Annotated in this window: 13 protein-coding genes and 1 riboswitch; of the genes, 5 read left to right on the forward strand and 8 right to left on the reverse strand. The window is 49.8% G+C overall.

Annotated features, from left to right (window positions below):
• Positions 1-37: 37 nt before the first annotated feature.
• Positions 38-146, forward strand: a riboswitch (SAM riboswitch).
• 131 nt (positions 147-277) lie between these two features.
• Positions 278-1,330: a homoserine O-acetyltransferase family protein gene (locus tag ACQ4MZ_RS03255; protein WP_430843799.1), complete on the forward strand. Its 1,053-nt coding sequence runs from the start codon at positions 278-280 to the stop codon at positions 1,328-1,330.
• A 96-nt stretch (positions 1,331-1,426) separates the two neighbouring features.
• Here the strand turns inward: ACQ4MZ_RS03255 and ACQ4MZ_RS03260 are convergent, their stop codons facing one another.
• The 5 genes from ACQ4MZ_RS03260 to mobA form a co-directional block, all read right to left on the reverse strand.
• A complete protein-coding gene (locus ACQ4MZ_RS03260; RefSeq protein WP_430842901.1) occupies positions 1,427-2,197 on the reverse strand; it encodes a glycerophosphodiester phosphodiesterase in 771 nt (256 codons plus the stop codon).
• A gap of 120 nt (positions 2,198-2,317) precedes the next feature.
• The gene (locus ACQ4MZ_RS03265; RefSeq protein WP_430842903.1) at positions 2,318-4,630 is read right to left on the reverse strand and encodes an FdhF/YdeP family oxidoreductase; all 2,313 of its coding nucleotides are present in this window, start codon (positions 4,628-4,630) and stop codon (positions 2,318-2,320) included.
• Positions 4,631-4,633: 3 nt separating this feature from the next.
• Complete coding sequence (locus ACQ4MZ_RS03270) at positions 4,634-4,996, reverse strand: DUF7009 family protein (RefSeq protein WP_430842905.1); 363 nt, start codon at positions 4,994-4,996, stop codon at positions 4,634-4,636.
• A 2-nt stretch (positions 4,997-4,998) separates the two neighbouring features.
• Complete coding sequence (fdhD, locus tag ACQ4MZ_RS03275; protein WP_430842907.1) at positions 4,999-5,826, reverse strand: formate dehydrogenase accessory sulfurtransferase FdhD; 828 nt, start codon at positions 5,824-5,826, stop codon at positions 4,999-5,001.
• A 1-nt stretch (position 5,827) separates the two neighbouring features.
• Positions 5,828-6,421, reverse strand: coding sequence for a molybdenum cofactor guanylyltransferase (mobA, locus tag ACQ4MZ_RS03280; protein WP_430842909.1), 594 nt, complete (start codon positions 6,419-6,421; stop codon positions 5,828-5,830).
• A 49-nt stretch (positions 6,422-6,470) separates the two neighbouring features.
• On the opposite strand from mobA, the gene ACQ4MZ_RS03285 reads away from it, so the two are divergent.
• From ACQ4MZ_RS03285 to ACQ4MZ_RS03300, 4 genes are all read left to right on the forward strand, one after another.
• Positions 6,471-7,514, forward strand: coding sequence for a hypothetical protein (locus ACQ4MZ_RS03285; protein ID WP_430842911.1), 1,044 nt, complete (start codon positions 6,471-6,473; stop codon positions 7,512-7,514).
• A gap of 75 nt (positions 7,515-7,589) precedes the next feature.
• Positions 7,590-8,891: a T9SS type A sorting domain-containing protein gene (locus ACQ4MZ_RS03290; RefSeq protein WP_430842913.1), complete on the forward strand. Its 1,302-nt coding sequence runs from the start codon at positions 7,590-7,592 to the stop codon at positions 8,889-8,891.
• 122 nt (positions 8,892-9,013) lie between these two features.
• Positions 9,014-10,120: a tRNA 2-thiouridine(34) synthase MnmA gene (mnmA, locus tag ACQ4MZ_RS03295; protein WP_430842915.1), complete on the forward strand. Its 1,107-nt coding sequence runs from the start codon at positions 9,014-9,016 to the stop codon at positions 10,118-10,120.
• An 84-nt stretch (positions 10,121-10,204) separates the two neighbouring features.
• The gene (locus ACQ4MZ_RS03300) at positions 10,205-10,591 is read left to right on the forward strand and encodes a hypothetical protein (protein WP_430842917.1); all 387 of its coding nucleotides are present in this window, start codon (positions 10,205-10,207) and stop codon (positions 10,589-10,591) included.
• 93 nt (positions 10,592-10,684) lie between these two features.
• On the opposite strand, the gene rlmB is transcribed toward ACQ4MZ_RS03300, so the two are convergent.
• The 3 genes from rlmB to ACQ4MZ_RS03315 form a co-directional block, all read right to left on the reverse strand.
• On the reverse strand, positions 10,685-11,458 hold the full coding sequence (gene rlmB, locus ACQ4MZ_RS03305; protein ID WP_430842919.1) for a 23S rRNA (guanosine(2251)-2'-O)-methyltransferase RlmB: 774 nt from the start codon (positions 11,456-11,458) through the stop codon (positions 10,685-10,687).
• The gene (locus ACQ4MZ_RS03310) at positions 11,434-12,648 is read right to left on the reverse strand and encodes a GWxTD domain-containing protein (RefSeq protein WP_430842921.1); all 1,215 of its coding nucleotides are present in this window, start codon (positions 12,646-12,648) and stop codon (positions 11,434-11,436) included. Before ACQ4MZ_RS03310 ends, rlmB begins: the two co-directional genes overlap by 25 nt.
• Before the next feature lie 150 nt (positions 12,649-12,798).
• A complete protein-coding gene (locus ACQ4MZ_RS03315; RefSeq protein WP_430842923.1) occupies positions 12,799-13,689 on the reverse strand; it encodes an SDR family oxidoreductase in 891 nt (296 codons plus the stop codon).
• Positions 13,690-13,712: the final 23 nt, after the last annotated feature.

Raw genomic sequence — 13,712 nt, forward strand, 5'->3', positions numbered from 1 at the left:
TGCACCATCAATCAATTGCTTCCCTTATGCGGCGGTTGATTTATAAAGAAGAGGCGAGAGAATGGGCTCTATGAACCTCTGGCAACCTACTACCGCGACGGAGAAAGGTGCTAATTCCCACCTAAGTTTATTAGGAGATATAAAATCAATTCGTGTGCTCTTACAGTTAGAAATTTCCGTAAGCCGATTGGCTTTAGTCTCGCAGCTACATCCGAAATGAATTATTTCGGCTGTCGATTTTACCATGTGTTGAATTTAACCACGTGCTGTGGCTCTTATGCAAGCGGACCAGAAGACATTTAAGTACCCTTATCCCTACGCCCTCGAAATGGGGGGTGAACTGCCAGGATTTGAACTCGCATACACTACTTACGGAGAACGAAACGCCAACGACACGAATATCGTCTGGATTTGCCACGCGCTCACCGGCAGCTCCAATGCCCACGACTGGTGGGACGGACTGGTAGGAGAGGGTAAATATTTCAATCCGGACCAGCATTTCATTGTTTGTGTGAACGTGATCGGGTCAGCTTACGGATCTACGGGGCCGCTGTCGATCAATCCGAGGACAAACCAGCCTTATTACCATAGTTTTCCCACGCTTACCGTCCGGGACGTGGTGGGAACGCTTGACCTTTTACGTCAGGAGCTGGCGATAAGCAAGATTAAGATCTGCATTGGGGGCTCGCTGGGCGGCCAGCAGGCACTGGAATGGGCCGTTGAAAAGCCGGATTTGTTTGAAGAACTGATCCTGATCGCTTCCAATGCATTGCATTCGCCGTGGGGTATCGCGTTCAACGAATCACAGCGGATGGCGATCCAGGCGGATCCGACCTATGCCGAAGATAGCCCGGAAGCCGGCGCTATGGGTATGCGTGCGGCCCGGTCAATCGCCTTGCTCTCTTACCGCAATTATGATACCTACAACTTTACGCAAGCCCGCGATAATCCGGATCAGATCGATGATTTCAGGGCGTCGTCATACCAGCAGTACCAGGGCGACAAGTTTGTGAAACGTTTTAATGCATTCTCGTACTGGGCGCTGTCCAAGATCATGGACTCGCATAATGTGGGCCGCAACCGCGGGGGGATTGTACATGCGCTCGGGCTCGTGAAGGCGAAGACGCTGGTACTGGGTATCAAATCCGATTTACTATTCCCGCTTTCGGAGCAGCAGTTCCTGGCCCGGCATATTCCCGACGCCGCATTTCAGGAGATCGATTCGCTTTATGGCCATGACGGCTTCCTGATCGAATACAAGCAGCTTACACAAGTGATCCGCGCATGGCAGGAAACCAACGGGCAGTTGCAAATGGCGCGCATTCGTTGAGGCATTCAGGATTTCAAGCATTATATATAAATACAAAAAGCGAAACTCCCGACCGGTTACCGATCGGGAGTTTCGCTTTTAAATGTATTTCAAAAATTACTTCGAAAGGCTTAGCAACAGCTCAGGCTCGTTGGTAGTGATGTAATCAGCATCTTTTTCGAGGAAGTACTTCAAATCTGCTTCGCTATTGACTGTCCACACGTTGGTAGTAAGTTTTTTCTGGCGCATGGCGGGAATGTAATCCTCATGTTTTTTCAAAACGCTGAAATGGTAGTCGATCCCGTCGAGGCCGGCAGCCTGGATTTCGTCAGGCGTTTTGTCGCCGTTCAGGTATTCCACGTGTGCTTTCGGGGCGAGTTGCTTCACCTTCAGGCACACATCCCAGTCGAATGCAATGTAGTCGGTGATTTTCTCCACCTTCATTTTCTTTACCAATTCCACGCATTTCGCAGCTAATGCCAATGAGCGTTCCTTGCTGATTTTGGAAGTTTTGATTTCCAGGATCAAACGCGTCTTTTTCTGCTTGCCACCCGCCTTCAGATAGGCCTCCAGAGTCGGCAGCGACTCGCCGTTAGCCAGTTTGATCTTCGAAAGCTCGGCTGAATTAGTCGTTTCGATATTGGTTCCCTGAATGGAATGGTCGTGCAGCACGTACAGAACCGAGTCAGCCGACATATGCACATCGAACTCGCTGCCATAGCAGCCCAGCTTAATCGCGTGTTCCAATGCGCCGATCGAGTTTTCAGTAGCACCGGTATTTTTCCAGGCACCGCGGTGTGCGATCACCTTGTTTTTCTTTTGAGACATACCATCCATCGACACCAGGCTCATCAGCCCGATTGCAAGCATTAAAAATCCTTTTTTCATTGTATTCAATTTAAACTTCTTTAAAAAGACACTTTTCGCGCATTTTACCCCCATTCGGTCAAACAGCGGCGAAATTACGGCAACTTGGGCGGGTGTCTGTTAGGTCAATATTAAGTTATCCTAAAAACCCTGGTGCGGTGTAACCGTTAGAACCACCATTTTAGACGTAGGCGTATTGCTCTTTTCCGCGACGCTCGTGATGGGTACCAGTACGTTCGTTTCGGGGAAGTATGTGGCTGTGCACTGCTCGGGAATCGGGTATTCCACGACCACAAATTTATGAGCTACGCGCGCTACGCCGCCATGATCGTTGTGCAAATCCACCAGATCGCCGTTTTTCAGGTTGCGGTCCCGCATATCCTTTGCATTCATCAGGATCACACGCCGCTCGTTATAAATGCCCCGGTAGCGGTCGTTCAGGCCGTACACGGTGGTATTGAACTGGTCGTGGCTGCGAATGGTCATCATCATGAGCTCGCCTTCTTTCAAATGCTGTTTTTCTGGCGCCGCAATGTGGAAATGCGCTTTGCGGCTAGGGGTGTCGAAGTCACCGGCGCGGTTGCAGTTGGGCAAATAGAAGCCGCCGGGTTGCCGTACCCGTTCGTTATAATCCGCAAAACCCGGAATGGTACGCTCAATGTCGGTGCGGATGAGGTCGTAGTCTTCTATATATTTATCCCAGCTTACTTTGCTGCGCTCGCCCAGTGTGGCTTTCGCAAGCCTGCACACGATTTCCGGCTCACTCAGGAGATGTTCCGAAACAGGTTGAAGCACGCCCCGCGACGATTGGATCACGCCCATCGAATTTTCGCACGATACAAAGCGGTTCTCTCCGTTACGCATATCCTTGTCGCTCCGGCCGAGACAAGGTAGTATCAATGCTTCCTGACCGTGAACGAGGTGGCTACGGTTCAGTTTGGTAGATACGTGGACAGTCAGTTTGCATTTCTGCAAGGCTTCTGCGGTGAAACGCGTGTCGGGCGTGGCAGAGAGGAAATTGCCGCCCATCGCAAAAAACACTTTCGCTTCGCCGGCATGCATGGCCTTAATGCATTCCACCACATCATAACCGTGTTTCCGAGGCGGAGCGAAATGGAAGTTGTGCTCGATCGCATCCAGCAGCTTGGCGCCAGGGCGCTCGAAAATGCCCATCGTACGGTCACCCTGTACATTACTATGCCCGCGCACTGGGCATGTCCCTGCGCCGGGTTTACCGATGCTGCCTTTCAGCAACAATAAATTCACGACTTCCTTAATAGTCGCCACTGCATTCTTATGCTGCGTCAGCCCCATTGCCCAGCAGGCGATGATCTTGCTTTTTCCTGCGAGCACGCGCGCAACCTCCTGCACCTGTGTATAAGGTACGCCCGCCTGCGCGGCGAGTTCTGCAGCGTCATACTGTTTCAAGTCTTGCAGGAAATCGGCGTAGCCCTGTGTGTTTTCGTGGATAAAATGCTGGTCAAAAACGCTGCCTGGGGCCTTTTGTTCCGCTTCCAGCAAAAGTACTTCAATGGCTTTGAGCAAGGCCATGTCGCCATTGATCTTCACTTGAAGGAAAATATCGGTCAGCCCCGGTTTGTAACCCAGCACACCCACCACAGTTTGCGGATTGTTGAAACCCATCAGGCCGGTTTCGGGCAACGGATTAATGGAGATGATCTTCGCGCCGTTGGCCTTGGCTTTTTGCAATGCGGTGAGCATCCGCGGGTGATTGGTACCCGGGTTCTGCCCGAGGATCATGATCACCTCGGCCTGGTAAAAGTCGTTCAGGGTCACGGAGCCTTTACCGATGCCCAGCGACTCGCCTAATGCCGTGCCACTGCTCTCGTGGCACATATTGCTGCAATCGGGCAGGTTATTGGTGCCGTACTCCCGTACAAAAAGCTGGTACAGGAATGCGGCTTCATTGCTGGTACGGCCGGAGGTGTAAAATACCGCTTCGTCGGGCGAGGCGAGGCGGTTCAGTTCGGTTCCTATTTTTTCAAATGCAGCATTCCAGGTGATGGGCTGGTAATGCGTGCCGCCTGGGGGCAGGAACATCGGCTCGGCAATGCGGCCTTTGCCGCCTATCTCGTAGTCCGAAAGTTTACCCAACTCCTGCACGGAATGCTGCGAGAAGAACTCCGCGGTCAGTTTTTTAGCGGTAGCTTCTTCTGCTACGGCCCTGGCGCCATTCTCGCAATATTCGGCAATGCCGGAGCGCTCGTCGTCGGGGTCGGGCCAGGCGCAACTGGGGCAATCGAAGCCGCCTTTCTGATTGAGATTGAAAAGCGCTTTCATCCCTCGTTCAAAACCGGCTTCGCTAATGGTCATTTCCAATGCGGAAACCACCGCGGGAATGCCTGCGGCCACTTTTTTGATCGGGCCTTGTTTCAAACCGGTCAGTTTTTCCGGGTTTTCAGCGCCCGGTATCGGAAGTGGGTTTTCGGACATTTTTCAGCAAGTTTTGGGATTGTCGTAGTTGTCGGACTGGTCTTCATTGACGTTGTCCAGGCATTTGAAATCTTTTTCAATCAGCATGAGTAAGGAACTGCCATCGGCCAGCGGCTTATTCCCCTCAAACCCGACGGTATTGTTCGCAGCCCAGCCGGTAAGGAGCTTCTCCGGCACTTCCAGGGTGATTTTGTTATCTTCAAATCGCGCTTGCAGCTCGCTTATCGCCGATTTTTGCACGGCATAACTAAATTGCGCCGGGCCGAAGTCGGTCGTTTCTTGGAGGTACCCTTCATTTTCAAGTCTGGCAACTTCCGTTTTCGAAAGCCTGAAACGTACGGAGTTTCCGTGAATGCGGATTTTCATAGTCATTGGATCCGGTGATGGCCGGTGTAAATGTTGAATTTGTCTTTTTTCAGAAACCCTACCAGCGTAATGCCACTTTCTTCTGCCAATTGCACAGCCAGGCTCGAAGGGGCTCCTATCGCCGCCGCCATTTGAATTCCCGCCATGGCGGCTTTTTGAATAAGTTCAAAACTCGCCCGGCCGCTGAGAAGGAGAATGTGTTTGTCGAGTGCCAGTTGCTCCGCCAGTAATGCTGCGCCGATGAGTTTATCCAGTGCATTATGTCTCCCTACGTCTTCGCGCAGCATCAAAAATTGCCCTGAAATATCGAAAAGCGCCGAAGCATGCAACCCGCCGGTGGTTTCAAATGTATTCTGATGCTGAACGATCTGCTCCACGAGCCGGTATAGCAGCTCTTTTTTCACAATCAAACCTTCATTTGCATTCACGTAAGCCGAACGTGTTTTGATCGCATCGATACTCGCCTTGCCGCAAACGCCGCAGCTGGACGTCGTGTAGAAGTTACGTTCCAGTGAACCTAATTTTGGCTCGAAACCGGCGGAGAAAGTTACTACCACCCGATTTTCGTCGAAAGGTGAATGCGCAATGCCGTCGATCTGGCTTTTGGAATGGATAATGCCCTCCGTGAACAGAAATCCGGCCGCAAGTTCAGGATCGTTTCCTGGTGTCCGCATTGTTACCGAAATGTTTTTGCGCTCTTTTCGCCCTTCCGACTGAAAGGCAATCTGTATTTCAAGCGGCTCTTCCACGGCGAGCTGGTCGTCGAGCTCTTCGGCGGTATGTCCGTTTATGCGGACGATTTTATGGCTGGTTATTGAACTGGTCTCCATTTTAAAAGTCATTTTCCGCTTCGAGTGCCCGTTTTATGGCTTGGAAATCAGCCGTCGTGTCTACGCTTAGCATTGTTTTTTCCGACAATGGCCGGTATTTCCCTGCATTTTCCGCTATTAGAAAATGCTGCAACGAGCGCGAGCCGTTTTCAAAAGTCTCACGCAATGCATTGCCAGCCGATCGCGAGTACCATCCGAGCAGCGGCTCGTAAAATCCGCTTGCATTATAAAAGGCCGCGGCGGGCAAATCCTTATCAGTATTATGCAGAAAATTGGCCAGCTCGTCGGTCGTCAGGTAAGGATAGTCGCAGCCTGCCACGAGGAAGTCATTTCCCGGAAATGTCTCAAATGCTGTGAGCAATCCGCTCATGGGGCCGGCGCCACCGTATTTCGGAAGGTCAGACAGTTTTGGGTAGGAAGTTCGGAATGTTTTGTATTGTTCCGTATTGCAGCAGAGGATCACGCGCTCACATAGGGATGCGAGCAAATCGGCAACGTGTTCGTGCTGAGGCTTTTTATAATACACCAGCAGACTTTTGTCCGTCCCCATCCTCGTGCTTTCACCGCCGCAAATTACCAATCCATATAAGCTCATTGGGTCAGGTCAATGGTTTTAATCGGTCAAATATGCGTAACTTCCTTGTATGGAAATGGGTGATGTTAAAATATTAAAGAAAAAACCGATTTATCCGGTGAGTTCCGAGCTGCGCAAATACCTGCGTTTTTACCAGCGCGACGCCCGGCTGCCGGTGGCTTACCACGATCTGCTGAATTTCTACGAATCGTTTCCGGTCATCGATAAAAACGGGAAGGATACGCTTTGGGAAAGCCCGCTGTATCCGCCGCACGAACTAGAACGCTTGCATGCCGGGCTGAAAAAGGTGTATGCAATGCTCAAAGCTTCGGGCAACTTGCGCATTGTAGAACACAAATACATCGATCGCATCGATTATTGCAAGTTTGGCAACTCCAACCCGTTCCGCATTAAAATCGTGAACCGGCTGAATGATATTTACGATTATTTCTACGTCAAAAAAGCCGATTCTTCCCGCATCTACGGGCTGGAACTGGAAGAAATCTTCTCCCCCAACCAGGTTAACTACATCGTCGACGGCGAGACGCTGATCGAGGAGCATATTGCGGGTATTCCAGGCGACGAATTTGCCCGTACGCGTATGCGCGATCCCGACTACAACCCGATCCGGATCGCGAAGGAATTTGTGAAGTTCAATGAGCGCTGCAAAATCACGCTGCTGGGCGATATGCGCTCCTACAACTTTGTCATGCAGATTACCCCGGACTTCGACGATTTCCAGTTCCGCCTGCGCGCTATCGACTTCGACCAGCAGTTTTACGAAGGCAATCTGAAAGTATATATGCCGCAGTTTTTTAAAGAAAATCTGCCCTATGTGCAACTCGCTATGGAACACCTGACCGACAAAACGGTGGTGCAATATCAGCAGGAAGAGCAGTCGTCGATCATGTACCAGGCCAAAGCAGAGCGTTATCGTCTTCGCGATCTGCGCGACGTGTGTATCAAGGACAAAATATCAACCGCTGATAACATTCATCAGCTACGCGAAAGTCTTGCAGCGCATTATTCCGATGCCCATTACCACAAATGCGAGACCATGACGGAGATTATTGAATTGAATATTAAGAATGTGATCAGGATGGTGATTGCGTGAAAGTTACAAATAGCTCTTGTTTTAGGATAAGTTTGTAACTTAGAGTAAAAGTGTTGCCACCTAAATCCTGAACTGATGAAAACACGTTTCCTCTTTGTGCTATTAGTGCTTTTGCCAGCTCGTTGGCTATTTGCTCAGCCATGCGGGTATCCTAGCGTGAGCCTGACCAGCCAGGCGGATGTTGATAATCTGGCAGCCAAATACCCGGGATGCACCGAGTTGAACGGAATCGACATGCATGGCACGAACGTCACAAATCTGAACGGGCTTTCGCATATTACCTACATCGGGCGGATAGCCATGAGCAATAACCCGCAACTGCAAGATCTTACCGGTTTAAGTGCATTAAAAAAGGTCGAAACCCTTCAAGTGACGGACGGAGGGGTCAAAAGCCTGCTAGGTCTGACGGCTCTCGATACAATCGGACATACGTTGTACATCAGGACTCCCCTGCACGATTTCAGGGGTTTGGGGTCCGTCAAAGTGATCGGCAAAATCTTCATGCAAGGTAATTATCCTGCTCCGTATGCATACAATACTTCCTTCGACGGATTCGATTCGCTGGATAGCATCGGCACAATTGAGTTGAATACTCCGTCAGTTGAAAATTTTAAGGGGTTGGAGAAAGTCAAGAAACTGGGTACACTCAATTTGCTGAATATGTCGGTGATGACTAGTTTGGAAGGACTTGAAAATGTAAAATTATCCAAAGGAATAGCTATCACGGGTTCTGGTGCGCTGCAAAATTGTGGCGTAAAAAGTGTTTGTATGTGGCTGAGTCAAAACGGAGCGGCCAACCTGCAAAACAATGCGGCAGCCTGTAATACTAGGCAAGCGATTTTGTCGTCGCCAGGGTGTTTGGTTGTATTTCCGGTGGAGTTAATTTCTTTCACTGGAATGGTTTCGCCGGAGGGGAACAAGTTGCTGTGGCGTACAAGCTGGGAAGCCGGTAATAAGGGCTTTGCTATCGAACGCAGCATCAATGCAATTGCTTTCGAGGAGATCGGTTTCGTAGCTGGCTCGGGAGATTCGAAGAGCAACAAGGATTACATTTTTACGGACATGGGTACCCAGGGAACGGCCTACTACCGCCTGAAACAGATCGATTGGGACGGTGCTTCTCATTATTCTAAAATAATCGTGGTTAAGTCTGCTTCCAACTTGACGAAGGTCTATCCTAATCCTGCCCGGGGATATTTGCATATCGACCAGAAAGGTCTCAACAGGAATTTTGCCTTGATTAACAGGCACGGATTTGTGGTAATGGAATCGGCGGTGTTGCCATTGGAGAAGTTAGACGTAAGTCATCTGCCCGACGACCTTTACATGCTGAAAGTTGGCGAGGAATCCTTTAAAGTCGTTGTAAAGAACAAATAGATCGGGATGATCCGTTTTATGTCTTATCTTTGCATTTTGGAACAATTGGCCGAATAGTTCTGTTGCTCCCTTTTCAAAACTATTAAAATCGGAAGGCATTCAACCTTCGCCAGATTACTACCATGAGTAAACACGGACGCATTCTTGTCGCTATGAGCGGCGGCATCGACAGCTCGCTCGCAGCTGTCCTTCTCCACGAACAAGGTTATGAGGTCATTGGTATGACCATGAAAACCTGGGACTATGCCAGCAGTGGCGGTACCAAGAAAGAAACCGGCTGTTGTTCGCTGGATTCCATCAACGACGCGCGCAATATCGCAGTGGAACTGGGTTTCCCGCATTATATTCTCGATATCCGCGCCGAGTTTGGCGATTATGTGATCGACCATTTCACAGGTGAATACCTCGAAGGCCGTACACCCAACCCGTGCGTGCTTTGCAATACGCACATCAAATGGGATGCATTGCTGCGTCGCGCCGACAGGCTCGATTGCGAGTTCATTGCTACCGGGCATTATGCCAATATGCAGTTCAACAACGGTCGCCATTATGTGTCCAAAGGTATTGATGCCTGGAAAGATCAGAGCTATGTGCTTTGGGGCGTGTCGCAGGAAAGCCTTGCCCGTACCAAGCTGCCGTTAGGCTATTTGCATAAAACTGAAATCCGTGAGATGGCGCGTGAAAGAGGGTTTATTGATCTGGTGAATAAATCTGAAAGCTATGAAATCTGCTTCGTTCCGGATAACGACTACCGCGGTTTCCTGAAAAGGCGCATTCCCGGACTGGAAGCCGAAGTGGCAGGTGGTAATTTCATCTACGCGGATGGTACCGTGGTAGGTAAACACGAAGGTTACCCATTCTACACCGTCGGTCAACGCAAAGGGCTTGGTATCGCGTTAGGCCGCCCCGTTTTTGTGACTGAAATTAGAAAAGACACCAACGAAGTAGTGCTCGGCGACATGCCCGATCTTTTCCGCGACGGTATGAATGTGAGTAAATTAAACTTGCAAAAATACGCGTCGATTGAAAAACCGCTGGAAACCGTCACCAAAGTACGCTACAAACATGACGGTACGCCGGCAATCATCGAACAGACCGGCCCGGATCAAATAGTGGCCCGCTTTCACGATGGCGTGAACGGTATAGCCCCTGGACAAGCGGCTGTTTTTTATGAAGGCGATGATGTGGTCGGTGGCGGCTGGATTATGAAGAGTTTTAAGCAGGAGTGAGAGCGGTGAATTATTTCTAAATTAGCTTCTCATTATCTACTCAAATAGTTCCTCTGTAAAGTTTCATCATCGACAAACTTACAGATGGATTTTAAAACCCTTCGGCGATTGGCCAAAAAACGAGCGAAAGAGAAGTTAGTAGTGACCAATACCGGGATATATCGCGAGGAGCTTGATGCCGAGATCAAGTTTAATATGGCTGGTATAAAGGAATGTATTAATCAGCCTTTCAATCCCTATTTGGACAAGATCAATCTGATTATGGACGGGTTGGAAGAAGCACTTGCTACTGCTACTTACATCGGTTTTACAACCTACCAGACACACCCGAAGGAGCACGTCTTAGGATATCATTATCTAGAAACAGAAATAGGCGGGAGCACCGCCTATTTCAATATTCAGGTAACCGTTCAAAAGCAACATTTTCTTTACTCTATCACGGAAACATTGCACTGGGACCCGTCAGAATAAAAAACACCTGACGTGCTTAGAGGAGTTGCAATCCAATGCCGGTTCAGGTGTTACACAAATATAAGACTTTTATCTGAAAAACAAGTCTTATTGTCAGATCTTTATTCTCTGCCTTACAGCCTCGTACAGAATGATAGAACTCGCAACGGACACGTTCAGCGACTCTACCTGTCCGGCAAGCGGGATTCTCGCACCGCTATCGGCGAGGTCGATGAACTCTTTGGAAATACCATCTTCCTCCGAGCCCATGATGATTACCGTAGGAACGGTGAAATCGATATCGTAGAGCGATTTGTCGGTTTTTTCAGTACAGGCGATAATTTGCAATCCGCTGTTGCGAAGGTAAGTCAGCGTTTCGTAGAGATTAGGCTCGCGGCAAATGGGCAGGAAGTTCAATGCACCGGAGGATGTTTTCATCGCATCCGCATTGATTTGCGCACCGCCTTTGGTGGGAACGATGATCGCCTGCACACCTGCACATTCCGCTGTACGCGCGATCGCACCGAAGTTGCGGACGTCGGTAACGCGGTCGAGCAGGAGCAGGAGCGGGGTTTTGCCATCCTCATACACTTGCGTAAGCACATTGTGCAACGGCATGTATTGAATGGGTGACACAAATGCGATGACACCCTGGTGGTTTTTGCGGGTTACCCGGTTCAATTTTTCAACCGGCACACGCTGGTAGGGAACACCTAGTTCTTTGGCGAGTTTTTCAATCTCCGCGAGCCCGAATTCGCGCTGAATAAATAACCGTTCGATTTCTTTGCCCGAGCGAAGGGTTTCAAGTACCGACTGCGTACCAAAAACCATATCGGCCTGGGACTGTCTGGGGGCTGGTTTTCTTACCGTATACTTCCGTTTCTCCATGCTTCTACTACTGGATACCAAATCGGCTGGTATTCGGCATAGCGAACCAGTTCATAATGATCATCCACAAATTGATTGTTTCTTCTGTTAAATGTAAAATTGACGTTTTGCGCATTGCCTCTGTGATCGTATGTCCACACCTCCCGGTCTTTACTGCGCTGCACTTTGTCCGGCGGGCCCAATATGATGTAAATCATTCCTTTATCGGTTTTCCAGCCTTCTTTGTAGGTGGTGAAAAGCTGGTTGGCTTCTTCGACGCGCCCGTAGAACGAGCGGATCGATTGCTGAGCAAGTGGTGCGTTACCATTCATGAGCGTCAGCCAGTATTTATCCAAAGCCTTTTTGTAATCCTCCGCCTTCTTGATCTCGTTGATCTCGTTATTGGTACTCATATAAAGTAATGGGCCAAGGAGCAACTGAGGGCGGGTAACCTTCGGAAAACGCTCATTTACCACCAGGATACCAAGGCCTTCCGACTGGGTGGTGTCTGCGAAAATATTGTAAAGACCTTCCTTCGCGAATTGCAGGGGCTGATTGGCAAGGATCGTGAAGGTACTGTCCACTTCGAGTGATTTGTTGCCGGTTTTCGGCGCGATATTCATCGGTGACCCCGCCGGCTCAAACTCGTGATTGTAGTAATAAACGTGCAGCTGATCGGCACTTTCTCCTGCTTTCCTGATCGTAAACTGTTCATTGGAACTTACATAGTGCCTTTGCAGTGGCTGAGTGGAGTTGCCCAGGTAGACGCCATATGTCTGGTTTACGGCCAGCTTTTTGAAGCGGATCGTGAGGTCGTTCAGTACCTTTTTCAGCGTCCCGGTCTGACTGATTTCGCTAAGCAATACGCCGTAGTCGCGGTTGGGGCTTTTAAGCTCATAGGAAATCACGATCTTGTCGCCCATGCGCGAAACGTTCGTCGAATCGAGTTTCACATTGCCGTAGCCAAGCCGTTCGCGTGTTCCGTAATCGGAATAAATGACGTAATTGAGATTATACAGCTTTACAAAATCTGCGACGCTGATCGGATTTTTCCCTTTGAAAGCATCCACATACAGGAAAACAGACGCCTGCGTCGTGTCTTTCAACAAATATTTGCTTTGAATGGCCACCAGGGTGAGTTCCTCGTTCACCGGCGCCGGTGCCTGCTGTTGCTCCGTCGGCCGTACCTGCGCCTCGGGAATCTGCTTCATAGGCTTATTCGATGATGCGCAACCAGCCATCACCAAAACAGACATTATATGGATACAAAAGCGAAGATTTGTTCTCATGTACGTGTATTCATCGTTTGTCAAATAACGAATGAACGGGCAAAATTACCCAATAAAACGGTAATAAAATTTTTATTCCGGGCCCTTACTGCCGCGGGTGGCCGATTTGATCTGTTCCTCGATGGCATCCCATTGACTGTCAGTGATTTCTTTCAAGAAATTGAATTGGCCGCCGGTGAGTACTTCACCGCCGTCGAGTGTGATGACTTCGCCGGTCATATAGGCTGAAAAATCCGAAATCAGATAGGCGGCGAGATTAGCCAGTTCCTGGTGTTCGCCCGTGCGCGCGAGGGGAATGCGGTTTTCGAATGCGAATTTCGTGGCGAGTTCCTCCGGAAACAGGCGGTCCCAGGCTCCCTTTGTCGGAAACGGGCCGGGCGCGATCGCATTGAGGCGTATGCCATGCCGTCCCCATTCGAATGCGAGCGACTTGGTCATTGTGAGTACGCCTGCCTTGGCCATGGCCGAGGGGACTACCCAGCCCGAGCCGGTAGTGGCGTAGGTGGTTACGATATTGAGGACCGAGCCTTTGGTATGGTTTTGAATCCAGTACTTGCCCAAAGCCAGGGTGAAGTAGTAGGTGCCGCGCAGTACAATGTCGACGACCGTGTCGACGGCTTTGTAGGAGAGTCGTTCCGTGGGGCTAATGAAATTCCCTGCGGAGTTATTAACTAATCCATCTACCTGCCCGAATGCTTCAACGGCTTTCGAGATAACATTTTCGATTTGCTCGGTCTTTCTTACATCGCATGCAACGTATAGAATCTTGCCGCCTATGCTCTGGCCAAGTTCTGATGCTGTTTTTTGGAGAACGTCTTCTTTCCTGCTGCAAATGACCACATTTGCGCCGAGGCGGAGGAAGTAAGCTGCCATCGATTTTCCGAGCCCGGTGCCGCCTCCGGTGACGATGATTGTCCTGTTTTCGAGCGCGCCGTCGCGCAGCATGCCTTCGTTGTAAGTCATGATGGATGTATTTTTAGAATGGG

The sequence above is a fragment of the Dyadobacter sp. BHUBP1 genome, from assembly GCF_050587785.1.
Classification (GTDB): Bacteria; Bacteroidota; Bacteroidia; order Cytophagales; family Spirosomataceae; genus Dyadobacter.

Coding starts and splice junctions, on each gene's coding strand:
- ACQ4MZ_RS03255 (WP_430843799.1), top strand. CDS start 278: ATGCAAGCGGACCAGAAGACATTTAAGTACCCTTATCCCTACGCCCTC.
- ACQ4MZ_RS03260 (WP_430842901.1), bottom strand. CDS start 2,197: ATGAAAAAAGGATTTTTAATGCTTGCAATCGGGCTGATGAGCCTGGTG.
- ACQ4MZ_RS03265 (WP_430842903.1), bottom strand. CDS start 4,630: ATGTCCGAAAACCCACTTCCGATACCGGGCGCTGAAAACCCGGAAAAA.
- ACQ4MZ_RS03270 (WP_430842905.1), bottom strand. CDS start 4,996: ATGAAAATCCGCATTCACGGAAACTCCGTACGTTTCAGGCTTTCGAAA.
- fdhD (WP_430842907.1), bottom strand. CDS start 5,826: ATGGAGACCAGTTCAATAACCAGCCATAAAATCGTCCGCATAAACGGA.
- mobA (WP_430842909.1), bottom strand. CDS start 6,421: ATGAGCTTATATGGATTGGTAATTTGCGGCGGTGAAAGCACGAGGATG.
- ACQ4MZ_RS03285 (WP_430842911.1), top strand. CDS start 6,471: ATGGAAATGGGTGATGTTAAAATATTAAAGAAAAAACCGATTTATCCG.
- ACQ4MZ_RS03290 (WP_430842913.1), top strand. CDS start 7,590: ATGAAAACACGTTTCCTCTTTGTGCTATTAGTGCTTTTGCCAGCTCGT.
- mnmA (WP_430842915.1), top strand. CDS start 9,014: ATGAGTAAACACGGACGCATTCTTGTCGCTATGAGCGGCGGCATCGAC.
- ACQ4MZ_RS03300 (WP_430842917.1), top strand. CDS start 10,205: ATGGATTTTAAAACCCTTCGGCGATTGGCCAAAAAACGAGCGAAAGAG.
- rlmB (WP_430842919.1), bottom strand. CDS start 11,458: ATGGAGAAACGGAAGTATACGGTAAGAAAACCAGCCCCCAGACAGTCC.
- ACQ4MZ_RS03310 (WP_430842921.1), bottom strand. CDS start 12,648: ATGAAGCAGATTCCCGAGGCGCAGGTACGGCCGACGGAGCAACAGCAG.
- ACQ4MZ_RS03315 (WP_430842923.1), bottom strand. CDS start 13,689: ATGACTTACAACGAAGGCATGCTGCGCGACGGCGCGCTCGAAAACAGG.